21 protein-coding genes are annotated in these 23,272 nt (G+C 55.4%); 17 read left to right on the top strand and 4 right to left on the bottom strand.

Annotated features, from left to right (window positions below):
- Nucleotides 1-266: 266 nt before the first annotated feature.
- Entirely contained in the window at nucleotides 267-1,391 is a 1,125-nt protein-coding gene (locus tag FD38_RS00105) for an NAD(P)/FAD-dependent oxidoreductase (protein WP_057730050.1), read from the top strand.
- Here the strand turns inward: FD38_RS00105 and FD38_RS00100 are convergent.
- Complete coding sequence (locus FD38_RS00100; protein WP_225430804.1) at nucleotides 1,367-1,783, bottom strand: ribonuclease HI family protein; 417 nt, start codon at nucleotides 1,781-1,783, stop codon at nucleotides 1,367-1,369. The genes FD38_RS00105 and FD38_RS00100 overlap by 25 nt on opposite strands.
- A gap of 25 nt (nucleotides 1,784-1,808) precedes the next feature.
- On the opposite strand from FD38_RS00100, the gene FD38_RS00095 reads away from it, so the two are divergent.
- The 4 genes from FD38_RS00095 (at nucleotide 1,809) to FD38_RS00080 (ending at nucleotide 5,554) form a co-directional block, all read left to right on the top strand.
- A complete protein-coding gene (locus FD38_RS00095) occupies nucleotides 1,809-2,228 on the top strand; it encodes an EbsA family protein (protein ID WP_057730047.1) in 420 nt (139 codons plus the stop codon).
- Nucleotides 2,228-3,892, top strand: a complete 1,665-nt coding sequence (locus tag FD38_RS00090; RefSeq protein ID WP_057730045.1) for a formate--tetrahydrofolate ligase — start codon at nucleotides 2,228-2,230, stop codon at nucleotides 3,890-3,892. Before FD38_RS00095 ends, FD38_RS00090 begins: the two co-directional genes overlap by 1 nt.
- 234 nt (nucleotides 3,893-4,126) lie before the next feature.
- A complete protein-coding gene (locus FD38_RS00085; protein ID WP_057730043.1) occupies nucleotides 4,127-4,933 on the top strand; it encodes a hypothetical protein in 807 nt (268 codons plus the stop codon).
- A gap of 261 nt (nucleotides 4,934-5,194) precedes the next feature.
- Entirely contained in the window at nucleotides 5,195-5,554 is a 360-nt protein-coding gene (locus FD38_RS00080; RefSeq protein WP_057730042.1) for a hypothetical protein, read from the top strand.
- Nucleotides 5,555-5,646: 92 nt separating this feature from the next.
- Here FD38_RS00080 and gap read toward each other — a convergent pair whose 3' ends face one another.
- A complete protein-coding gene (gene gap / locus FD38_RS00075; protein ID WP_057730040.1) occupies nucleotides 5,647-6,666 on the bottom strand; it encodes a type I glyceraldehyde-3-phosphate dehydrogenase in 1,020 nt (339 codons plus the stop codon).
- Between the two features lie 112 nt (nucleotides 6,667-6,778).
- Between gap and FD38_RS00070 the strand changes: the two genes are divergently transcribed.
- Together FD38_RS00070 and FD38_RS00065 are read left to right on the top strand one after the other, a co-directional pair.
- Nucleotides 6,779-7,600 carry a helix-turn-helix transcriptional regulator gene (locus FD38_RS00070; RefSeq protein ID WP_057730038.1) on the top strand — a complete coding sequence of 274 codons (822 nt, stop codon included), beginning with the start codon at nucleotides 6,779-6,781 and terminating at the stop codon, nucleotides 7,598-7,600.
- 79 nt (nucleotides 7,601-7,679) lie between these two features.
- Nucleotides 7,680-8,963 carry an APC family permease gene (locus FD38_RS00065; protein WP_147007854.1) on the top strand — a complete coding sequence of 428 codons (1,284 nt, stop codon included), beginning with the start codon at nucleotides 7,680-7,682 and terminating at the stop codon, nucleotides 8,961-8,963.
- Nucleotides 8,964-9,035: 72 nt separating this feature from the next.
- Here the strand turns inward: FD38_RS00065 and FD38_RS00060 are convergent, their stop codons facing one another.
- A complete protein-coding gene (locus FD38_RS00060; RefSeq protein WP_057730034.1) occupies nucleotides 9,036-9,677 on the bottom strand; it encodes an FMN-dependent NADH-azoreductase in 642 nt (213 codons plus the stop codon).
- A 364-nt stretch (nucleotides 9,678-10,041) separates the two neighbouring features.
- On the opposite strand from FD38_RS00060, the gene lspA reads away from it, so the two are divergent.
- The 5 genes from lspA (at nucleotide 10,042) to FD38_RS00035 (ending at nucleotide 15,782) form a co-directional block, all read left to right on the top strand.
- The gene (gene lspA / locus FD38_RS00055) at nucleotides 10,042-10,509 is read left to right on the top strand and encodes a signal peptidase II (protein WP_057730033.1); all 468 of its coding nucleotides are present in this window, start codon (nucleotides 10,042-10,044) and stop codon (nucleotides 10,507-10,509) included.
- A gap of 2 nt (nucleotides 10,510-10,511) precedes the next feature.
- A complete protein-coding gene (locus FD38_RS00050; RefSeq protein WP_057730031.1) occupies nucleotides 10,512-11,435 on the top strand; it encodes an RluA family pseudouridine synthase in 924 nt (307 codons plus the stop codon).
- 132 nt (nucleotides 11,436-11,567) lie between these two features.
- Nucleotides 11,568-12,101, top strand: coding sequence for a bifunctional pyr operon transcriptional regulator/uracil phosphoribosyltransferase PyrR (pyrR, locus tag FD38_RS00045; protein WP_057730029.1), 534 nt, complete (start codon nucleotides 11,568-11,570; stop codon nucleotides 12,099-12,101).
- A 31-nt stretch (nucleotides 12,102-12,132) separates the two neighbouring features.
- The gene (locus FD38_RS00040) at nucleotides 12,133-13,206 is read left to right on the top strand and encodes a carbamoyl phosphate synthase small subunit (protein ID WP_057730027.1); all 1,074 of its coding nucleotides are present in this window, start codon (nucleotides 12,133-12,135) and stop codon (nucleotides 13,204-13,206) included.
- Between the two features lie 2 nt (nucleotides 13,207-13,208).
- Nucleotides 13,209-15,782: a carbamoyl phosphate synthase preATP-grasp domain-containing protein gene (locus FD38_RS00035; RefSeq protein WP_057730024.1), complete on the top strand. Its 2,574-nt coding sequence runs from the start codon at nucleotides 13,209-13,211 to the stop codon at nucleotides 15,780-15,782.
- A 67-nt stretch (nucleotides 15,783-15,849) separates the two neighbouring features.
- Here FD38_RS00035 and FD38_RS00030 read toward each other — a convergent pair whose 3' ends face one another.
- A complete protein-coding gene (locus tag FD38_RS00030) occupies nucleotides 15,850-17,568 on the bottom strand; it encodes an NFACT RNA binding domain-containing protein (RefSeq protein ID WP_057730022.1) in 1,719 nt (572 codons plus the stop codon).
- Nucleotides 17,569-17,860: 292 nt separating this feature from the next.
- Here FD38_RS00030 and FD38_RS00025 point away from each other — a divergent pair, with 292 nt between their 5' ends.
- The 5 genes from FD38_RS00025 to FD38_RS00005 form a co-directional block, all read left to right on the top strand.
- Nucleotides 17,861-18,292, top strand: a complete 432-nt coding sequence (locus FD38_RS00025) for a MarR family winged helix-turn-helix transcriptional regulator (protein ID WP_057730021.1) — start codon at nucleotides 17,861-17,863, stop codon at nucleotides 18,290-18,292.
- 13 nt (nucleotides 18,293-18,305) lie between these two features.
- Nucleotides 18,306-19,610, top strand: a complete 1,305-nt coding sequence (locus FD38_RS00020) for an alkaline phosphatase family protein (RefSeq protein WP_225430805.1) — start codon at nucleotides 18,306-18,308, stop codon at nucleotides 19,608-19,610.
- On the top strand, nucleotides 19,597-20,844 hold the full coding sequence (locus FD38_RS00015; protein ID WP_057730017.1) for an MFS transporter: 1,248 nt from the start codon (nucleotides 19,597-19,599) through the stop codon (nucleotides 20,842-20,844). The genes FD38_RS00020 and FD38_RS00015 overlap by 14 nt, the downstream gene beginning before the upstream one ends.
- Before the next feature lie 61 nt (nucleotides 20,845-20,905).
- The gene (locus FD38_RS00010; RefSeq protein WP_057730015.1) at nucleotides 20,906-21,772 is read left to right on the top strand and encodes a DegV family protein; all 867 of its coding nucleotides are present in this window, start codon (nucleotides 20,906-20,908) and stop codon (nucleotides 21,770-21,772) included.
- A gap of 252 nt (nucleotides 21,773-22,024) precedes the next feature.
- Nucleotides 22,025-23,272: site-specific DNA-methyltransferase (locus FD38_RS00005; protein WP_162254311.1), on the top strand; the 1,248-nt coding region annotated here is incomplete at its 3' end.

Genomic DNA, 23,272 nt, shown 5'->3' with positions numbered 1-23,272 from the left:
GTGATTTGGTTTTACTTTTAGTCTAACACGTTTATTGAATGAAACTATGATAGGAAGGTTTTAATCCGCAAACGGGTAGCGAGCGGCCCGCTACCCCCGAAATCGCGCGGGTTTTAAACAAACTTACGAAGCCGTCTGACTGACCAGTCATGCGGTTTTGACCGCTTTTTTCCGAAACACCGGGCAGAATCATCGTCGCCCCCAAAGAAGTTATGCTAGAATGAAACCGAGTGCAAGATTGGTGGTATAAGGAGGTCGGAATTTACATGCAAAAACGAATTGCAATCATTGGTGGCGGCATCGTCGGGGCGACCGCAGCGTACTATCTCAGTACGTTACCGGGCGCACAACACGTGAAAGTGACGCTGTATGACGACGGGAACGGCCAAGCCAGCAAAGCGGCGGCCGGGATCATCTCCCCGTGGCTCTCGAAACGCCGGAACCAACGGTGGTATCGCCTGGCCAAGGCCGGGGCGGATCTGTATCCGCAACTGGTCCACGACGCGCAACTGGGGACCGAGGTCTATCAACAGACCGGGACCATCGTGACGCGCGCCGCGTTACCAGACCTAGAGGCCCTAGACGCCTTAGCGCAGGAACGCCAAAAGACCGCCCCCACGATGGGAACGGTCCAACAGTTAACGGCCCAAGAAGTACAGGCCAAGTTACCGTTACTGACCAACCCGCAAGCCGGGGTCTTCCTCAGCGGTGGGGCCCGCGTCGACGGGGGCGCCTTAGTCGAGGCGCTGTTAGCTCAGGCCAGTCAACGTAACCTGACCGTGCGGCGCGAACGCGTTAAATTGGATCAGGACGAAAACGTGGTGACGTCGTTAGGCGCGCAACGCTTCGACAGAGTCATCGTCGCGGCCGGTGCCTGGCTACCCGAATTACTGGTGCCGCTTCACGTGCGGACCGACGTGCGGGCCCAAAAGGGGCAACTGATCGAATTAGCGGTCAAGGATTACCCCGTACAGGAAAACCTGCCCGTGTTGATGCCCGAAGGCGAACGGGACTTTGTGCCGTTCGGTCACGGAAAATTGATCGTGGGAGCCACCCACGAAGACGACAAGCACTTTGACCTCAGCCTAGACGCCGTGGTCACGGCCGACCTCTTGGCCAGTGCCCAACGCCTGATGAGCGGCTTGACGGATCAAAGCATTACCGGCGTGCGAGTCGGCACGCGGGCCTACACCAGCGACTTTGCGCCGTTCTTCGGCCCGTTACCGGAACACGAGCGTTTCTTAGTGGCCTCCGGGCTGGGCTCGTCGGGCTTGACCACCGGACCGCAAATCGGTCGTTTCCTGGCCGGTTCCGCGTTGTACGGCGGTACGCCCGATTGGAGCGAGTACGAAAAGCCCCTGACCACCTACTTGACGTCTTCTCTGGCGTGAAGGGCCTGATTGGCTAACGTGTGGGCGCCCATGTTTTGTTTCTCGGGGACCCACTGCGTTAAGACCAACTGGAAGGGCTGTTGCGCGGCCAACAGGGCGTCGACCTGCGCTTGATAGTGTTTGGCGTACCGTTTCTCCAGACTCTGGCTCACGATTTGACTATCCGTGTAAAAGAGCACGGTGGTTGTGGCGCACTGCGCGCCTAAATCGTGGGCCAGTCGCGTGAAGGCGATGGTCGCCACTTCAAACTCGGCTAAATGGTTGGTCGTGGCGGTCAACGCCACGCCGTGTTGAACTTGTTGATGGTTGTGAATCAAGAGGATGCCCCCGGCGCTCAGGCCGCTTTGCGGTTGGGTGGCGGCATCCGTATATAATGAATACAAAGGAATCACTCCTTTTTGTGAGGTGTTGTAAGTAATGATAACCCAGGAACGGCGCTTTTTGTACCAACCGAACCCGATTAGCAGTGTCATCAACTGGAGTTGGACGTTTATCGTACTGCTGATCGGGGCCATTTTTTGGCTCGAGGTCACCCATTTCAACTGGATCACGTTGGCCTTTTTTGCGGCCTTTGCCGGGCTGTGCTGGCTAGAAATCCACTTTCGAAACATCACCATGGCCCATAACGTCTTGACCGTTAGCACGGTCTTAAACCACCGCCACCTGGTCATCCCGTTGCATCAAATCAGTAGTGTGCACCTGGCCCGGTACCGTTTAGGCCTGGTCGCCCAGGGTCGCATTTACCAGTTCTTATTACCGCGTAATTCGGCTATCGAATTGGCGAGCCTGATTCAGACCGCCATCGATCATTCAAATTCTGAGGAGGAATCCGTTTAATGACCTTAAACACAGATATTGCTATTTCCCAAGCTACACCCCTAGACCCCATCGAAAAGATTGCCGCCAAGGTCGGCTTAACGCCCGACCAGATTGAACCTTACGGCCACACCAAGGCCAAAATCAATCTGCCGTTGACCGGGCAACACCAATTAGGCAAGCTGGTCTTGGTCACCTCGATCAACCCCACGCCGGCCGGTGAAGGCAAGTCCACGGTCGCCATCGGGTTGGGGGATGCCTTGAACCTGATCGGCCACAAGACCGTCTTAGCCTTACGGGAACCGTCCTTAGGCCCCGTGATGGGCTTAAAGGGGGGCGCGACCGGGGGTGGCCACGCCCAGGTGGTGCCGATGGAAGACATCAACCTGCACTTTACGGGCGACATGCACGCGCTAACCGAGGCCCACGATACCCTAGCGGCTCTGATTGATAACCACATCCAACAAGGGAACGAATTACATTTAGACCCGCGGCAGATCGTGTGGAAACGCGTGCTCGACATCAACGACCGGGCCTTGCGCCAAACCGTGATCGGCTTGGGTGGCCGGACGTCCGGTGTGCCGCGTCAAGACGGCTTCGACATCACCGTGGCCAGCGAACTGATGGCGGTGCTGTGTCTGAGTGAAGACCTGACCGACTTGAAGCGCCGGGTCAACCGCATCCTGATCGGGTATAACACCGACAAGGAACCCGTTACGGTCGGTGACTTGAAGGTTGGCGGGGCGATCACCTTACTCCTCAAGGACGCCATCAAGCCGAACCTGGTCCAAACGCTGGAACACAACCCGGCCATCATTCACGGGGGCCCGTTCGCCAACATCGCGCACGGCTGTAACTCGGTTCTAGCGACCCAAACGGCGCTGAAGTTGGGCGACTACGCCGTTACGGAAGCCGGCTTCGGAGCCGACCTCGGGGGCGAAAAGTTCATGGACATCAAGACCCCCGTCTTAGGCAAAACGCCGGATGCCGTGGTCATCGTCGCCACGGTCCGGGCGTTGAAGTACAATGGCGGCGTTAAGCGCGCCGATTTAGAGACCGAGAACTTAGCGGCCTTAAAGCAGGGGAGTGCCAACCTCTTACGGCACATCCACAGCATGCAGCAGTACGGTGTGCCGGTGGTCGTAGCCATCAACCGTTTCACTAGCGATACCGACGCGGAGATCCAAACGTTGACCGACATCGTCAAGGCCCAAAACGTGGCCGTGGCCACCACGACCGAATGGGCCGATGGCGGGGCCGGGACCACCGACCTGGCCGAAGCCGTGGTCAAAGCGGCCAACCAGGAAAGTCACTTTACGCCATTGGTTGAACCGGGCACGGACCTGTTAACGCAGGTCAAGACCATCACCCAGAAGATTTACGGGGGCGCCAAGGTGGAACTGTCGAGTAAGGCGCAACGGCAATTGAAGACCTTTGCCAAGCGCGGCTGGGACCACTTACCGGTCTGCATGGCCAAGACCCAGTACTCGCTGACCGACGACGCCCACCAGTTGGGGGCCCCGACGGACTTCACCATTCACGTGCGCGAATTCTCGCCACGTCTGGGGGCCGGCTTCGTGGTCGCCTTGACCGGGAACGTGTTGACTATGCCGGGCTTGCCGAAGCATCCGGCGGCGCTCGACATGGACATCGCGGCCGATGGGACGATTACGGGACTGTTCTAAAATTTAGAGTGATTGAAAAAGTGGCATCCTGTTGGGGATGCCACTTTTTTAGGTTGTCGAGTTGACAGATGGTTTTGAGGGGGACTGAGCGGTAACAACGCTGAAATCCGACTCAATTATGACCCCCAGCCAAACTAATTTTGCTTTTTCGTGAGTTGGTTAGCGATTAACGGCTAAACTAATGTTGTCAAAACATTAGAGATGAGGAGAATAGAAGATATAACCCCCAAAGTAATGCTCAAAGTCATCGCCCTGGCGTCCCTGTTAGTGACCCTGGGTGGCATGTTGCCCAGTCAGGCCCAGGCCAAAAGTTACCAGATTGGCGGCCAGGTGGTTCAAGACTATGACCTTAACGATTATAAATATTATAAGGTCAAACGCCCAACCCCGGTGGTGTTTCTTTACGCCAACAATACCAAGAAGACGCGGCAACTCCCCAAAGGCACCGTCGTCATTGGGAATAAGTTCAAAGGGTCGGCCGTCGAAAAGCCCACTATTAGCTTTTATTTAGGTCAGCTTGATTATAAGTTTCTAAATAAAGGGCGGCCGAAACACGTCGAGCTTTTGTCCACCAGTGACGCGATTGGGTCAAGGCGGCCACAGGATTACCAACGCATTGCCAGACCGGCTTACTTGCCGGCACTGAGTCTGGGGACCTTGCGGCAGATGAAATTTACGACCAACCCCAATCAAGATAACAAGGTTTATTCTCAGTTGAAGATTACCAGTAATGGTTTCGCCGAGTTCACCCGTTTTAAAAACCCGAACGCCGTTAATGGGGACCAACGGCCACAGTTTCAAGTTAAGATTCAAAAGGCCACCAATCGGGGCAACACGCGTCAGCTCTACTTTGCTCAAAAGGTCCCCGGTTGGGGGATGCAGCGGGTCCATCAGAGCGGCAAGCTGAAGTATCGGTTGACCGTCGTTAATCAGCACCGCCCATTCCGAACGGACGGCGACCCGGATGACCCGAACACGCTTTTTTGGAGCCGGTACACGGTGGGCGGTAAGACCCTGGTCACGATTATTGGGAAACCCTGAGGCCGACCGCAGGATTAAGGCGTTAAACGAAAATGGCACCGTCAACCGTAAACAGGGTGACGGTGCCATTTTTAGTTCGGGTTGCCACGCATCAGGCGCGGACCTGACCGTCGCCGTCGATCACGTACTTGTACGAGGTCAATTCGGCGAGGCCCATCGAATTTCGGGCGAACTAGCGATTTTTCCTCGGAAGACCAGACAAACGCCACGTTTCCGGGTAAACTAGGGGTAATGAAACTAGCGTAAAGGAGTCGAAAGCCGATGGGACTGAAAATCATAGGCGCCATTTTAGTGGCGGTGTTCGGTGGGGCGTTTACCATGGTCACGATTATGGCCTGCGAGAAGTTCGCTCGCCAGCTGATTGCCCAACGCGACCTGGACCCGAATTCGTTAACGGCGTTGGTGCTGACCATCGGGCTCATCGGACTGGACGGGGCCGTGCTGATTCTCGCGTCGTTGGGCCTGTGGGCGTTAAACGTCGAAAGCTTTGGCTGGGCGCAGCGGACCCGCAACGTTTACGTGGCCCTAGGCCTGGGCGGGGGATCCGCCCTGGTGACGCTGGGCATTCTTTACCAGACGTTGAAGCAACTCTGGGGCTACCTGCGACGGGATCGTTCATAAAATCTGGTTCTCTGGTAAATTGATTAGTCCTTAGGGGAAATGATAAGTTGAAAAAAGGGTGCCGGTTGAGCACCCTTTTATAGTAAATATGGTTAAAGTTGGGCTAAGTGCAGTAACGTTCGAATCAACTGGCAAGTAAACCCGTATTCGTTATCGTACCAAGCCACGGTTTTGATCAACTGAGTCGTCCTGGCTGTTACGACGGTGGTTTGCGTGGCGTCGAAGATGGAACCGGCCGGGTTGCCCAAAATATCGCTCGATACAATTTCGTCAGAAGTCCAGGAAAATCCCGGATTGGTCTGGGTATACGGGTAGAGGTGTTGGTTGACTTGTTCCGCGGTGAGGTGGGGCGTCTGGACGGCGCTCACCAGCTCGGTCAACGACCCGTCAACCACCGGTACCCGTTGTGCGTGGCCGGTGAGTTTACCAGCTAGCTGTGGGAGCACTAACCCAATGGCCTTAGCGGCACCCGAAGAATGGGGGATAATATTGGTGGAAGCGGTACGATTTGCCCGGCGATTCCGGCTGTGAGGACCGTCCAGAATCGTTTGTGATGCGGTGAAGGCATGAACGGTGGTCATGGTTCCCGCAATCAGCTTAAATTCGGCGTCGAGTGCCGCGGCCATGGGGGCGAGACAGTTGGTGGTACACGACCCCGCCGAGACCAGATGATCGTTCGCCGTTAACGCTTGATCGTTGACGCCCGCCACGATAGTTTTCACATCGTCACCGGCGGGAGCCGAGATCAAGACCCGTTGGGCACCAGCATCGAGATGGGCTTGGGCCTTGCGTGCCGAGGTATAAAACCCGGTACATTCCAGAACGATGGTCACGCCGTCCTGGGCGACCCAGGGAAGGTGGCGCGCATCGGCCTGTGCGTAGACGGGGATTTCCTGGCCATCGACCCAAATCGCCGTAGCTGTGGCCGTGACGGTTCCGGGGAAACGGCCGTGTGTCGAGTCGTATTGTAGAAGATAAGCTAGCATGGCCGGCTCGCTCAGGTCGTTAATCGCCACGACCTGAACATCGTGGGTGTCGCGTAATTCCCAAAGCCGCCGGAAAGCCAACCGACCAATGCGGCCAAAACCGTTGATTCCGATTTTAATTGTCATCGTAATGACCTCCTAAAATTTAAGTACGGTTATAGTATCGTCGCTGGAGGCACGATTAGGTAGAGCGAGGTGATCCTAGGATCAGTTGTCCTAGGCTGAAAGGAGTTTGCGCATGAATGAACAGGTTTTAGGCCACTTTTTACGGTATAAACGCACCACGGCAACGCTGAATGAGTTTGACATTACGCCCACCTCCCGGCGAAGAACGCCGGGATTGACGCGCGATGAGGTGGCCGCGTTAGCTCACGTTAGTAGCGACTGGTACACTAGAATCGAGCAGGGGCGGGCTAAAAGTCAGGTATCCCGCGAGGTCCTACTAGCCCTCTGTCAGGCCCTGCGACTTTCGAACGCCGAGACGCACTATGTCTTTCATTTAGCGGGGCAGTTACCACCGGCGCTGGCGACCACGGCTAAGGACTTAACGGATTTATTAATGGCGCAGCTCCCCCGACCGGCTTACGTGTTGGGCGCGCATTTTCAAATTGAACAGACCAATCCAAGTTATGCCCGGTTGTATCAATTTACGCCGGCAGTAACGGCCCTCGAAAATAATCTGATTTGGCGTTTGTTTCATCAGCGCGCCTGGCGGCAACTTTTTCAAGATTGGGACCAAGTGGTTGCGACTCAGGTGGCTCGTTTTCGGCAGGTCTACAGTCAAGATGCGGCGGCGGTCGACCTGTACCAAGTCTTTCAAGCCGTCCAAACTGACCCGGCCTTTCAGAAACCCTGGCAACGGCTGACCGTTGCGGATTTGACACCTCAACGCCTGTTATTAAACAGTCAATGGGGGAACCTATATCTTGTAGAAACACCCTTGATCGTGCCGACCACCCAGCAAATCGTCATGATTCAAACGCCAGGGGATGCGGCAACGGCGACCCGGTTAGCACGAATTAACGGGCGTGATGGGGCGCAATCCAATCGTCCAAGTTGACGCCAGGCCTTTCCTGGACAATAATTGATTTCGTCACCGGTTTGGCCGGTGATGGGAGTTGATTAATTTGGGAGATGGTATGGTGAAAGCTAAGTTTGGGATGCTCAGTGTGATCTTACTGGGCATCAATTCAATTATTGGGTCAGGAATCTTTTTATTGCCGGGTCAAGCGGAAAAACTGATTGGACCGGCCAGCATTTTAGTCTTTATTTTCGATATGTTACTGATCATCTCCATCGCGTTGTGCTACGCCGAAGACGCGACCTATTTTCAGGAAAACGGGGGGCCGTACCTCTACGCCAAGGAAGCCTTCGGCAATTTCGTGGGCTACGAGGTCGGTTTTAGCGTCTGGGCCATCAGTATCATCGCCTGGGCGACCATGTCTAACGCCTTTACCACGGCGCTGGGGGCCATCTTTCCGGTCCTCACCCAACCACTGTGGAAGGACCTGATGATCTTGGTGCTCCTGGGGACCTTGACGCTGATCAACATTTCGGGGATCACGCTGACCAAGCTGGTCAATAACGTGGTCACGATTGCCAAGTTGATCCCGTTACTGATCTTCGTGGGCGTCGGGGTCTTCTTCATTAACGGCGCGCACTTTACGCCGTTCGTGGTGACCACCGGCAGCTTTGGCGGTTCGTTTGGCTCCGCGGCCATTCTGATTTTCTACGCCTTCACCGGCTTTGAAGCCCTGGCGATTGCGGCGCAGGAATTTCGGAACCCGCAACGCACGATTCCGTTGGCCATTATCGTGGTCTTAGCGGTCGTGGCGTTACTCTACATCCTGATTCAGGTGGTCTCTATCGGGGTTCTGGGGCCGCAGCTGGCCACCAGTAGCGCGCCGATTCAAGACGGCCTGGAACGGATGATTGGGCCGGCCGGCAAAACGTTGGTGGCCGTGGGGACCATCGTGTCGATCTTAGGGATCGCCACGGCGCAGTCCTTCTACCTGCCACGTATCGGGGCGTCGATGGCCGATAACGGCGTGATGCCCAAGGTCGTCGGCTACCGCAACCGGCAAAACGTGCCCGCCGTGGCCATGCTGATCTCGTTTGTGATCGCCTACCCGTTAGCCATTTCCGGGACGTTCCAGACGTTAGCGGCCATTTCGGTGGTGTCGCGGTTCGCCCAGTACATCCCGACCATCTTGGCCGTGTTGATCTTTCGGCGGCGTAAGGTCCAACAGGGCAGCCACTTCCGGGTGCCGTTCGGGCCGGTCTTACCGATTCTGGCGGTGCTGGTCAGTCTCTGGCTGTTGTCGAAGGCCTCGGTCTTCCAGCTGGTCATGGGGCTGGGGTGTCTGGTGATCGCCATGCCGTTTTACTGGTTCTTGGAACGCGGCCAACGTTCCACTCACTAAAAGAGATGAAAAAAAACACGTTTTTCGCAACCGTTGGTGACGGTCGAAAAACGTGTTTTTCATTGGTTAAGCTTAGAAGTTGCGACCCGCATCCTCGGCGCGGGCAAAGGCCTTGGCCATGATGTCGGGGGCGTTGGCTGGGTCGTGGTCCATCCCCTCGGCGTAGACGCCGGTGAAGTCGGTGATGCCCATCACGTGTAAGACGGCCTGTAAGTACTGGTGCCCTAAGTCGAGTTGACTCATGTCGGGGCCGCCCGCTGTGCCGTGGTAGTCGCCACCAGACGTTTGCAGGTGAATGGCCTTCTTGCCCGCTAACGCGCCGGCCATGGTGCCTTCCTTGGTGTAGTGGAAGGTGTCGGGAATCTGCATGACCATGTCGAGGTAGCTCTTCATTTCGGTCGGCACGAATAGGTTATACATCGGGTTGGCGAAGACGTATTTGTCGGCGGACACGAATTCGTCGATCCAGGCCTGCCGGGAAGCTTTGAAGCGTTCTTCGTCGGGGTTCAACGGTTGGTTGACCAGGGCCTTGTTATAGATGGCCACGGCAATTTTATCCAACGGGAACGGCATGTATTCCGAGACGTTGTGTTCGACGATCTCGTCTTCGGGGTGGGCGGTCCGGTACGCCGTGATAAATTGTTGGTAGAACTTATCAGTCGTTGAATAGGTCTTCGTTTCAGGGTGAGCATAAATTACTAATACTTTAGTCATTAATAACTCCTCTTTTCTTAACGATAAGTTAATTATAACAGTAAGCGCTTACATTATAAAGCCATCTTGCAAGAATTTTCACTTTTACGGGGACGTTGCCGGGAACATCGTCGGTCAGGGCTTACCGGGGCACACCGCGTCAGGTCCCGGCGTGAGCGGTTTTCACCGGGGATACGGTCGTGCGGCCAGTCGTGAAAGTCGTCTTTGGTAACGGGCCCCGGTCTGCCGGGCGGGTCTGGCGGCCACGTCGGGGGACCGATTGACCAGTTAAGCCACAAAATTACCAGGTTAAGGCCGCGGTGGGGCGGTTTTTCTGGTATACTTTTAGCCAATGACTAAACTCAAAAAGGGGGGATTCGGTCCCATGCTAATTTTTGATTCCATTCTGATCATCGTGTTGATCGTGATCGACCAACTGATCAAGCACGCGGTGGTGGCCAACATTGCGTTGGGGGGCCAGCACCCGGTCATCGACGGGGTCTTCTCGCTGACCCATTTGCGTAACGACGGGGCGGCTTGGAGCATCTTACAGGGCCAAATGTGGTTCTTTACCGTGATCGCCATCGTGGCCCTAGGCGTCATGGGCTGGTTCTTCTGGCGCTACCGGCACCAAAAAGACCACTGGATCGACGAACTGGGCTTGGCCTGCATGATGGCCGGCACGGTCGGTAACTTCATCGACCGTCTGACCCAGGGCTACGTGGTCGACATGTTTCAACTCGACTTTGTGAATTTTCCAATCTTTAACTTTGCGGATTCCTGCCTGACGGTGGGGGTCATCTTGATTATGATCGGCGTCTTTCTGGCCGATCGACGGGAGGCTAACCAATAAACATGGACATTAAAGAGTTTACGGTGGATCAAAAATTACGGCTCGATAAGCTGGTGGCGGTCAAGGAACCCGAGATTTCCCGGTCGCAGGCTAAATCAGCCATCGAAGCCGGGCAGATCACGGTCGACGGCCAAACGGTGCGGCCTAAGGACGTGGCAGCTGTGGGGGCGGTGGTCCACATCGCCTTACCGGACCCGCAGCCGATCGATTTGACGCCCGAGAACATCCCCTTAGACATCGTCTACGAAGACGACGACGTGATCGTGGTCAATAAGCCCCAGGGGATGGTGGTCCACCCCGCGCCGGGGCACCCCAACCACACGCTGGTCAACGCCCTGCTGTACCACAGTCCCTTGTCGCAAATCAACGGGGAACTGCGGCCCGGCATCGTGCACCGCATCGACAAGGACACGTCGGGCCTGTTGATGGTGGCCAAAAACGACCACGCTCACCACAGCCTCTCCGACCAACTGCACGCCAAGACCAACCTGCGCGAGTATCTAGCCATCGTCCACGGGAACTTTAAGGAAGACGAAGGGGTGATTCGCGCGCCGCTCGGCCGGTCGCCCAAGGACCGCAAGAAGCAGGCCGTCGTGGCCGATGGGCGGCCCGCCGTGACCCATTTTCGGGTGCTGGAACGCTACGGCGACTACACCCTGATCGCCTGTCGGCTAGAGACCGGCCGGACCCACCAGATTCGCGTTCATTTGGCCTACATCGGCCATCCGGTCGCCGGCGATCCGCTGTACGGGCCCAAGAAGACCCTGAAGGGCCACGGCCAATTCTTACACGCGCGCGAACTGGGATTTAAGCAGCCTAGTACGGGCGAACAACTGGACTTTACCTGCCCGGTGCCGCCGATTTTCCACGACACCGTTCAACGCTTACGGCGCCAAGCGGGATTGCCGGTTGACAAAGCCATTTAGTTTTTTTATGCTAAACTTAATATCAAAAGGGTTTGCCGGTAGTTAGGCGGGCGGGTTTCTTCACCAATTTTGCCGAAGAAGCCCGTCCGTTTCCTTACCTGGTGCCCGAAACTTTTCGAGGAGGACAATATAATGCCAAAGGTAGTTGTCGACGCAATGGCCATGCAACGGGCCTTAACCCGGATTACATACGAGATTATCGAGCGAAACAAAGGGGTAGACGACCTGGTCATTCTAGGAATCAAGACCAGAGGCGTCTATTTGGCGCGGCGGATTGCGAGTCGGTTACAACAATTGGAAAACGTGACGGTCCCGGTCGGTGATCTCGACGTCACGCCGTACCGCGACGACATCGACCACGATGCACAAAGTGAACCCGAGGTCACGGCGACCAACATCGATTTTCCCGTGGCCGGCAAGAAGGTCATCTTAGTAGACGACGTGTTGTATACCGGGCGGACGATCCGTGCGGCCATGAGCGCCGTGATGGCCTTAGGACGGCCCAAGAGTATCAACCTCGCCGTGCTGGTCGACCGGGGCCACCGGGAATTGCCGATTCGCGCCGACTTTGTGGGCAAAAATATTCCGAGTTCCCAACGCGAACGGATCAAGGTCTCCGTCAGCGAAATTGACAATCGCGACGCGGTAGAAATTTTAAAGGCGTAAGCACCTAGCTAGACAAAGGGGCCGATTTTGCATGGCAAAACGTTATTTAATTTTAGAAGACGGTTCGGCTTACGCGGGTGAAGGGTTCGGCGCCGGGGCAACCACGAGCGGTGAAGTCATTTTTAACCTGAACCTTTTGGGCTATCAAGAAACCATCACCGACCAGATTTACCACAACCAGATCATCATCTTTGCGCAGCCGGCCATCGGCAACGTGGGCATCAACCACGATAGTTACGAATCCATCCTGCCCACGGCTAAGGGGATGGTCGTGCGCGACTTGACCAATATCTCGACGAACCGGTTATCCCGGCTGTCGCTCGACGAATTTCTCCAGCAGCACAACATCCCCGGCATCAGCGGCATCGATACGCGCCACCTGATTCGCAAGCTCCGCCAGGCGGGGCCGATGAAGGGCAGTATCGTCGACGTGGCCGACGCGCACGCGTTCGACCAGTTGAACGCCACGGTGCTGACCAACCGCCAAGTCGACCAGGTCGCCACGCCCAAGCCGTATCCCAACCCGGATACCGGGAAGAACGTGGTGGTCATCGATTTTGGGTTGAAACACGGAATCTTGCGTCAATTGTCCGAACGGCGCTGCAACGTCACGGTCTTACCGTGGACGGCCAGCGCCCAGGACGTCTTGAACCTGGACCCGGATGGTGTACTGCTGTCCACGGGACCGGGGTCGCCGTTAGACCTGGGGACCGGGGTCTTAGACATGATTCGCGAGGTCCAAGCCGAGATTCCGCTATTTGCGATCGGCCTGGGCCACGAGTTGTTCGCCCTGGCCAACGGCGCGGAATTAACGGCGCTACCGGTGGAATACCACGGCAGTAGCCACCCGATTCGCCGCATCATCACCAACGACGTCATCTACGCGACCCAGGGACAGGGGTACGCGGTGCTAGCGAAGTCCATCGACCGCGACCGGTTGATCACCACCTACGTGGATCTGATCGACGGGACCGTGCAGGGCTTGCGTCACCGGGATTTTCCGGCCTTCTCCGTACAGTTTTTTGCGGACGGGGCCCCGGGTCCCCACGAAAGTCGCGACCTCTTCGATGAATTTATGGAAGCGATGACCTCACGGGAGGGATAGAGTTGCAAAACTGGGATCAGTTACAAAAAGTCTTAATTATTGGCAGTGGGCCGACCGAGATTGGTCACGAGACCGAGCTAGATAGTGCCACCGTGCAGATTTTGACCGAGTTTAAGAAGCACGGGGTCCGTACACTAGTCATCGATAACAATCCCTTCTCGGTCGCCTTAGAGGAGATCCAACCCACCAACATGTACGTCCAGGCCGTCACCACGGCTAACGTGCGCCACATCTTGGAAAAGGACCATCCCGACGCGATTTTACCCACGTTGGGGGGCCTACGGGGGCTACGGATCGCCCAGGAGCTCCAGGAAAACGGGGATTTGGGCCGCTACGAAGTCGCCGTCTTGGGCATGCCCACCAGTACCTTAGAACAAATCAATAATCCGGCGGCGTTAAACGCCACCTTAAAAGAAATTCACGAACCGGTCATCGAAGCGCAGGTCGTCCAGACCGAAGACGAGGCGTTGGGCCTAGTCGAGGCAATCGGCTTTCCGCTGATCGTCAAACCGGTCGCCCCGCGCGTGGATACCAACCGGACCATCTGCGAAAACGTCGACGACATGTTGACGGCGCTGAGTCAGGGTTTCCAGCAGTCGCGCTTCGACCAGTGTACCCTGGAACGCAGCGTGGTCGGCTATAAGGAAATCGAAATGGTCGCCATTCGCGACCGCGTCGACACGGAACTGCTGATCAGCGGGCTGGAAAACGTCGACCCCATTGGGATCCATTCCGGCGACTCCATCGTCTTGAGTCCGCCGCAGACCTTAAACGACCGGGAGTACCAGGACTTGCGGGATGCGACTTTTCGGATCGCCACGGAACTCAACGTGGTGGGCATCTTACACGTGCATTTCGCGTTGAATCCGGCTAACCAGCACTTCTACGTGACCAAGGTCGCGCCGTACTTCACGCGCGGCGTGGCGTTAGCGGCCCGGACCGTGGGCTATCCCGTGGCCATCGTGACCGGGGAACTCTTGTTGGGCCAACGGCTGGTCGACGTCAAGCTCCCCAGCCGGTACGTCAAGCAAACGGCCATCATGGAACCCATGAACGACCACATCAGCGTGCGCATCCCGCTCTGGCCGTTCCAGGAGGTCCCCGATGCGGACCAGCACCTGGACACGGCGATGAAGGCGGTCGGCTCGACCGTGGGCATCGGGCGCTCGGTCGAAGAGGCCATGCTCAAGTCGGTCCGCAGTTCGCAGTTCTCACCGCGAGACGTTTTGCCGTCCGTCAGCAATCTAACCGACGGCGAAATGATCAGCCAGCTGATCCACCCGTTGGCCAACCGCATCTTGGTTCTGATCGAAGCGCTGCGGCGCGGGTATTCCCCGGCCGAGCTCAGCGAACTGACCAAAATCGATCCGTTTTATTTCGTTAAACTCCAACACCTGTTGACCATCGAAAAGCAGATTCAGGAGAATCCCTTGGACGTGGCGACGCTGAAACGAGCGCGGTATTACGGTTTCGGGGACGGGATGATTGCCCGCATCTGGCAGACCGATACCGCTGAGATTCGGCGGCTGTCGACGCAGGCCAAGATTCAACCGACCTACAAGATGATCGAACCCACGGCGGGGGAATTCCCCGAGGACGCCAGCGGGTACTACAGTACGTTTGAATACGAAAACGAAAGTCAACCGCTCGGCGACCGGACCGCGCTGGTCTTGGGCCGGGGCGGTAACCAGCTGGGGCCCAACTCGGCGGCCGAGTACTTCACCACCGAGATGCTCAAACAGCTGAAGCGCGCGGGCTACCACACCATTTTGATGAACACCAACCCCAATGCGGTCGGGGTGGCGCCCGAGTTTTCCGACAAACAGTACGTCGACCCGATTCAACTCGGCGACGTGCTCAACGTCATCCACGTGGAACACCCCGACATCGTCATCGTACCGGGGAACCGGCACTACCTGACGCGCGAGCTTAAGAAACTCGACTTGAACCTGCACGTCCTGCCGCCGGACCAGGAGACCGCCGATCAGCTGCCTAAGATGGCCACCATTGGGGTCAGCCTGTTCGTCCACGAGCAGGAGAAGGTCGCCATCGGGGTGATGGACCTGATCGCCCCGGGGATGACCCAGAACTTAGCCCAGATCACGGCCTTCCGGATGCCGGCGGAACTCCCCAAGGCCCAGCGACTGAACCTGGTCGAGGCGGCGAAAAAGGCCGTCAGCGAACGCCAGGTCCGCGGGATGGTCCAGGTCCTGTTCGCGCCCAAGAGCGCCACGTCCAAGCAGTTAGTCTGCGTCGGGACGCGGCCCACGCGGCTGACCGAGATGGCCTTTCTCAGTAAGGTCACCGGGATCAACTGGGTGCGGATGCTAACGCGGCAACACATCGAAACGTTGGACGCTGCCGAACTGGCGACCATCAAGATCGACCTGAATAGTAAACGGGTCGCTTTGATGAACGCGGCCTTTCCGTTCCAGCAGTTGCACGTCTTGAACCGGCCCGGCACCACGGACCAGGAAGTGGGCGCGACGATCGCCTTTGGCTCCAGCGAGGCCTTAAAGCTCAACAACCTGAGTGATACGGCCGAACTCGACCGAATTATCAACCGCACGATTTAATTGCTAAATACAAAAAGGCATCAACTCGCACTTGAGCGGGTTGATGCCTTTTAACGTTGCTGTCGGTTTACTTCGTATTGTTCGCCGTTAATTGGTCGACCAGGGCGCTTTCGGGGGTCACGAAGACCGTCTTTTGCCCGGTGAAAATCACGAAACCGGGTTTGGCGCCGTTGGGTTTATGGATGCGCTTGACCGGCACGTAATCCACCGGCACGGTGCTGGACGCGCGGGCCTTACTGAAGTAAGCGGCCAGGTTCGCCGCTTCCAGAATGGTCTGCTCGCTGGGGTCGGCGGCGTGAACGATCACGTGGGAGCCCGGCATGTCCTTGACGTGCAACCAGATATCGGTGCGCTTGGCCGTGTGCAGGGTCAACTTGTCGTTTTGCAGGTTGTTTTTCCCCACGGAAATCTTGGTGCCGTCGCTGGCCGTGAATTGGTCGGGCTTACTGATCTGCTGCTTCCGCCGCTTCTTGGCCTTCTTTTGGTGGTCGTGATCGCGCAGGTAACCCCCTTGTTGGAGTTCCAAGCGAATATCGATCAGGTCTTTGGGGGCGGCCAGTTCGATCTGGGCCATGATGTTGTCGAAGTAGTCGACGTTGGCCTGGGTCTGCTCAATCTGCGTGGTCACGTAACTGACCGCGTTTTTGGCCTTTTGGTACCGTTTAAAATACTTCTGGGCGTTTTGATTGGGCGATAGCTGGTTCGACAGGGCGATTTTCAGTGGCTTTTCTTGGTCGTAGAAGTTCGGCAGTGTCACAGATGTGTCACCGCGCTTCACCTGGTACAGGTAGGTGGTCAGGATTTCACCCTTGACCCGGTATTCGTCGGCGTTTTCCGTTTCGGCTAGGGTGCGTTGTAACTTCTTCAACTTGTTGCGGTTCTTCTTCAACTCGTTGCGGACCACCCGGATCAGGACGCTGCCTTGTTGCTGGACCCGGTCCCGTTCGGCCTTGTCCTGGTAGTAGGTGTCGAGCAATTGGCTGAGGGTCGTGGCGGTCTGCTGCTGACCCTCGGTCGGGTACGGGAAGGCCGTGAAACTGGTCTTGCCCTTCGGCGAGATGGTCAGCGTGGGTTGCGGGGCATCGAAGTGCGCGAAGAACGCCGTGAAGTGCGCGTTGGCGTCGCCGGGTTGGTGTAGGGCGCTGGCCAGTGCGGCGGCGGTGTCCTTGCCGAGGCCCTGGTACTGATGCTGCAGGGTACCGGCTAACACGTCGCGGTTGGGAAATTCACGGATGGTCGCCGCTAAGTCGGCCCGTGGTCCGGCGAACGGATCGTCGAGGTCTTGCTTGGGCGGGGTGATGTACTGGGCGCCGGGAAGCAGTAGCCGGTAACGGTTCTGGTCGGAGCCGACGTGTTTGATGGCGTCGAGGATCTTGCCGCTGGCCTGGTCGACTAAGATTACGTTACTGTGACGGGCCATGATTTCAATGATTAAATGCAGTTCCTGTTGATCCCCTAATTCGTTACGGGATGTGAAGTTCAGGTGGACCACCCGGTCGTTAGCGGCCTGGGTGACGCCCTTTAAGATCGCGCCCTGCAGGTATTTACGCAGGATCATGGTAAAGTTCGTGGGAACCGGGGGATTAACGTACGGAATTTCGGTGACTTGGATCCGCGCGTAAGTCGGGTTGGCCGACAAAAGGATCGGGTAATTATGCCCGTTGGCCCGAATGGTCAGGACCACCTCGTTGGCGTAGGGTTGGTTAATTTTGCTGACCCGGCCAGTGGTCACGGTTTGTTGGAGCTCGTGGACCATGGCGTGGGTGAAGGACCCATCAAAGGACATCGAATCACACCTTTCTAGAGAGTTGATTTTGGGTTAAAGGGGGCGGCTCACGGCAGTCGGTTGGCGAGGTTGAGCGGCGAGAAACTTTCCCCGGCGTGATCCCCCCGAGCGACGCTGCGCAATGCCGCGGTCCATAGACGTTCAAAAAAGCAATACATCTTAAAGTATAGCGATTGTGGCCCTAAAGCGCAAAGAAGTTTCCTCGCCAAAAACTTTCCTCAGGACTGGCCGAATTAGTGCTTGTGACGGCCAATCAGTCCGTTGTATAATGCAACCAAAGGAGTGAGGGCAGTTGAAATCCAGTCTAGCAGCCTTAATGACGGTCACCAAGGCGCAGCAGACCCTGTTGCAGCGGATGGCCAAGCAATACCATTTAACGGTGTCGGAGTGGCAACTTTTGGACCAGATCGGTGAAGGGGCCAACACCCAAGAGATCCTCGCCCAACAGACCCGCTTAGACACGTCGACGCTCAGTCGGCAACTCAAGGGCTTGGTGACCAAGGAGATGGTCACCAAGGAAGCCATCGGGCGGGACAAACGCCAATTGGTGTACACCATTACCGCCACGGGGACCGAGACCGCGGCGGCCATCAACACCGCCTTTGAAGCGTTGGCGGATCAGGTTTTCGAGCACTGGTCGGCCGACGAGCGGAACCTGTTACAGATCTTATTGAACCGGTTAGCCAAAAGCATGGACCGGCAACGGACCATGTCTGTGAAGTAAGGAGTGAAGTCATATTCAGCAACGATTAGTCGTCATTTCGTTAGACGCGATGGGCAGTCGGGATCTCGATGAGCACCTCGACGAATTGCCGAACTTACGGCGGTTAGTGGTCACCGGTACGCGGGTCAAGCGGGTGCGGGGCATCTACCCCACGCTGACCTACCCGTCCCATACCACCATTATTACGGGCCAGTACCCGCGAGAACACGGCATCATCAATAACACTAAATTACAACCGCAACGGCGCTCGCCGGATTGGTACTGGTACCAACGCGACGTCAAGGTGCCGACCTTATACGACCTGGTGCGCCAACAGCACCGCAAGACGGCGGCCTTTTTGTGGCCGGTCACCGCGGGCAGTCGTATCAGTTATAACCTGGCCGAGATCTTTCCCAACCGGATTTGGACCAACCAAGTCCTGGTGTCACTGAAGGCCAGCAGTCCGGCCTTCCTGTTGCGAATGAACCAGAAATACGGTCACTTGCGCCGCGGTATCCAGCAACCCGAGCTCGACGATTTCATCACCGCCTGTGCGGTCGACACGCTGTATCACAAGCAGCCAGCCCTCACGTTGATCCACTTGGTCGACATGGATAGCATGCGCCACCGGTACGGGGTGCGTTCGACCGAAGCCATGGCGGCGTTGAAACGCTTAGACGCGCGCGTCGGTAAGTTGATCGACGCCACAATCGCGGCCGGGACCTTTAGCGAGACCAACTTCGCGGTCTTGGGGGACCATTACCAGATCAACGTCGATCACATGATCCATTTGAACCAGGCCTTCGCGCAACGGGGCTGGTTGACGCCGACCAAGGAGGGCACGGTCAAAAACGACTGGCACGTCTGGGCCAAGTCCTGTGACGGGTGCACCTACGTCTACACCCGCAACTTCGCGGACGGCCAACATTTAAAGGAACTTCTGGCCACAACGCCGGGAGTCCAAGCAATCTACAGCGGCGCCGAAGCGGCACAACGCGGGGCCGACCCGCACTGCCAGTGGTTGGTCGAAGCTAAGGCCGGCTACTACTTTACCGACGAGACCAACCGCCCGGCCGTGGTGGAGGCCGTCGACCCTGCCAGCCTGGGGACGCCGGACCGCTATCACGGGGTCCACGGTTACGACCCGGACAAACCGGATTATCGGACCACGCTGGTCTTATCCGGTCCGGCCATCAAGGCGGGCCAAACCATCGACGACGCGGCGTTAGTGGACGAGGCGCCGACGTTCGCACGGCTACTGGGGGTCCACTTCCCCGAGCCGTTGCCGGGTCACGCCTTGACCGCGGCGTTCAAGGGGGGCCACCATGAAGCTGACTAAAGAACAGTGGAGTTGGGTCTTCTACGATTGGGCCAATTCCGGGTATGGCATCATCGTGACCACCGCCGTGTTACCGATCTACTTCAAGGGGGTGGCCCAGGCCAACGGAGTCACCGCGGCCAACGCCACGGCCTTCTGGGGGTACGCCAACAGTTTGGGGACGTTGCTGGTTGCCGTACTGGCCCCGTTCCTGGGGGCGTTAGCCGACTATCCCGGATTTAAGAAACGCCTCTTAACGGGCTTCACCACGCTGGGGATGGTGATGACGCTGGGATTAGCCCTGCTGCCGCCAACGCTGTGGCAGTGGTTGTTAGTGATCTACGTGTTGTCGGTGCTGGGGTATTCAGGAGGGAACCTGTTTTACGACAGCTTCTTGACCGACGTCAGTGACGACCGGCAGATGGACCAGATTTCGAGTGTGGGTTACGGCTTTGGGTATCTCGGTGGGGTGTTAGCCTTTATTTTATTTATGATCCTCGAGTTTACCCACGGGTTTGGTCAGTTGTCGAGTACGGCGGTGGCCCGCTGGGGCTTTGCGCTGGCGGCCGTGTGGTGGGTGATCTTCTTCATTCCGCTACTGAGAAACGTGCGCCAGCGTCACGCCTTGTCCGCCACCCCGGCGCCCTTGAAACAGAGTTGGGCGCGGGTCTGGCAGACCGTGCGGCACTTGCGACAACACCGCCAGTTGGCGTGGTTTTTGGTGGCGTACTTTTGCTACATTGACGGGGTCGACACCATCTTTACCATGGCCACGTCGATCGGCCTGGATATCGGGATCACCAGCACCACGCTGATCATGGTGTTACTGGCCGTTCAGCTGGTCGCCTTTCCGTGTTCCATCTTCTACGGCTGGTTGGCCCAAAAGACCAGCGCCCGCACGGGAATTTTGATTGCCATTATTGTTTATTTAATTATCTGTGTGGACGCCTTACACCTGCATACGGTCAACGACTTCTGGTTGTTGGCGATTCTGGTTGGAACCAGTCAGGGGGGCATTCAGGCGCTCTCGCGGTCGTACTTTGGCCGCTTGGTCCCTAAGGAACAGTCCAGTGAGTTTTTTGGCTTCTACAACATCTTGGGTAAGTTCTCCGCGGTCTTGGGGCCCATCTTAGTCGGGGTGGTCACCCAATTCACCGGTCAATCCCGGATTGGGGCGGCTTCGTTGTCCCTGTTGTTCTTGGCCGGCCTAGGTATTTTTCTGGCGCTGCCCAAGCTCGCGGCGGACAATTCCTAGTCCTTGTATGGGTTTTATGGTATTCTAGGGGATAAACGAAAGTAAAAGTAGGTGTAAGAACATGAAGATTGCTGTGGTCACCGATAGTACCAGCTATTTGTCCGCAGAAGAGGCGAAACGATACAATATTCACGTCGTTCCGATTCCGGTGATCATTGACGGCCGTTCCTACGATGAAGGCGTCGATATCACCACTGAGGAATTCTATGACTGGCTGCGTAACTCCAAGTCATTCCCCAGTACTTCTCAACCACCGTTGGGTGAGATGATTAATCTCTACAACCAATTGGCGGATGAAGGCTACGATACGGTGATTAGTATTCACCTAGCCAGCACGATTTCCGGCTTCGTTAACCAATTAAAGAACTTAGCACCCACGATCGATAACATCAGGGTGATTCCTTACGATTCACAGATTACGGTCAAACTCATGGGCTATTTGGCCATTGAGGCGTCCCGCATGGCGGCTAAGGGGGCGACGCCCGAAGAGATTTTGGCGCGCCTGGACGACTTACGGTCGACCATTGGGGAATATTTCGTGGTCGATGATTTGCAAAACCTGGTGCGGGGCGGACGTTTGTCCAATGCCTCGGCCTTTATCGGCAGTGTCTTACGGATCAAGCCGTTACTGACCTTTGACGACCAGACCCACGAAATCGTGGCCTTCGAAAAGGTGCGGTCGCGCAAGAAGGCCTTAGCCCGCGTGGAAGACCTCTTCGTCGAGGCGCAGGCCAAGGTCGACTACCCCCTAAAGGCGTTGGTGATCGATGCCAACGATCCCGACGGTGGGGCGGCCTGGGCGGCTAAGATTACCCAGCAGTACCCGGATATTCCCGTGGAACGTTCCTACTTTGGACCGGTCATCGGGGCGCATCTGGGCGAAAAGGCGTTAGCGTTAGCCTGGATCAAGGACTACGAACGCGCTTAAGTATTGATTAATCCAGTGAATTCGATAAAAGCAGGAAGGACATTCTCGATTTGGGGATGTCCTTTTAAAATAATGTTGATAGATTTAATCCATCAACACCAAATATCATAGAACCTTATTTCTTAATTTAGAGCCAACTAAATAAGCCTTGGAGGTATTAATTTTTCTCAAGGCTGGTATGATTAGTTATAACAAATTGTTACTTCGAATGGGGACTAGTTCATAGGAGTATGGTTGACAGGAGAATAATTAATGCAAACAGATAACGAAAAATACAATGAAATTGTGCGACCTAATACGGCTTTCTTAAATGAACTTAAGGACAAACTGCCGGAATTCTTTACAGAAGACGGGTCCTTTGATTTAGATAAGTTCAAGGCTCAATTGAAAGACAAGAACATCAACGAGTTGAGTGAAGGGTATCAACTGGACTTTATTGGTAAAGATTATGCACGTCGACAAGCTGGTGAAATGCCTACTACTGTTATTGTTCCTGATGAAAAACAAAATCAAGGTGAAGGAAAAGAGAGTAAGAACCTATTCTTTACTGGTGATAACTTGGAGGTATTGCGTCATCTAGAGGTAGGGTATTTGAATAAAATAAATACTATATTTATCGACCCACCATACAATACTGGAAGTAATGATTTTGAATACCCGGATTCGTTTGAACATTCAGATGATCAGATAAAGAATATGTTTGGCTTAGAGGACGAACAAGTAGAAAGGCTTAAATCAATACAAGGTAGCTCAAGTCATTCGGCCTGGCTAACGTTTATGTATCCAAGGTTGGTTATTGCAAAACGAATTTTATCTTCTAAGGGCACAATTTTTATTTCCATAGATGACAATGAATTCTCCAATCTTAAAAATATTTGTGATGAGATTTTTGGTGAAGCGAATTATGTTGATGCATTTGTATGGAAGTCAAGGGCATCTATATCTAATGATTCGCCGATATCTCTAAATCATAATTACATTTTGGTTTACGCAAAGAATATTCAACAATTGCAATGGTATGGAGATCCATTGAGTTCAAAAGAATATAAGAACCCAGACAATGACCCAAGAGGTCCTTGGAAATTAACTCCGTTGGATGCTAATAAAGCCGGAGGCGATACTGTTTTTGGAATTACTAACCCCAATACTGGTAAAGAATATTTTCCTCCTCATAATAGAATCTGGGCTTTTAATAGAGATGGTATTAAAAGATTGATGGATGACGGGAGAATAAAGTTTGGGATGAATGATGATTCTTCTCCTAAAAGAAAATTGTTTCTTAAAGAACGTATTTCTAAAGGCGATTCAAAAACTCCTAGTTCAATATTGAAGAATGTTGGAACTACCAAAGACGGTACTAACGAGATAATAGAGCTTTTTAAATCAAAGTGCTTTAGTTACCCTAAGCCAACCTCTTTGCTAAAAAAATTAATAAGGTATACTTCACCTGAATTATTCACCAGAAACTCCAAAATCCCCATCAAACACATGATTCAAGTG

This window comes from Levilactobacillus zymae DSM 19395 (genome assembly GCF_001434115.1).
Lineage (GTDB): Bacteria > Bacillota > Bacilli > Lactobacillales > Lactobacillaceae > Levilactobacillus > Levilactobacillus zymae.
This window is presented reverse-complemented; position numbering and strand designations above follow the sequence as displayed.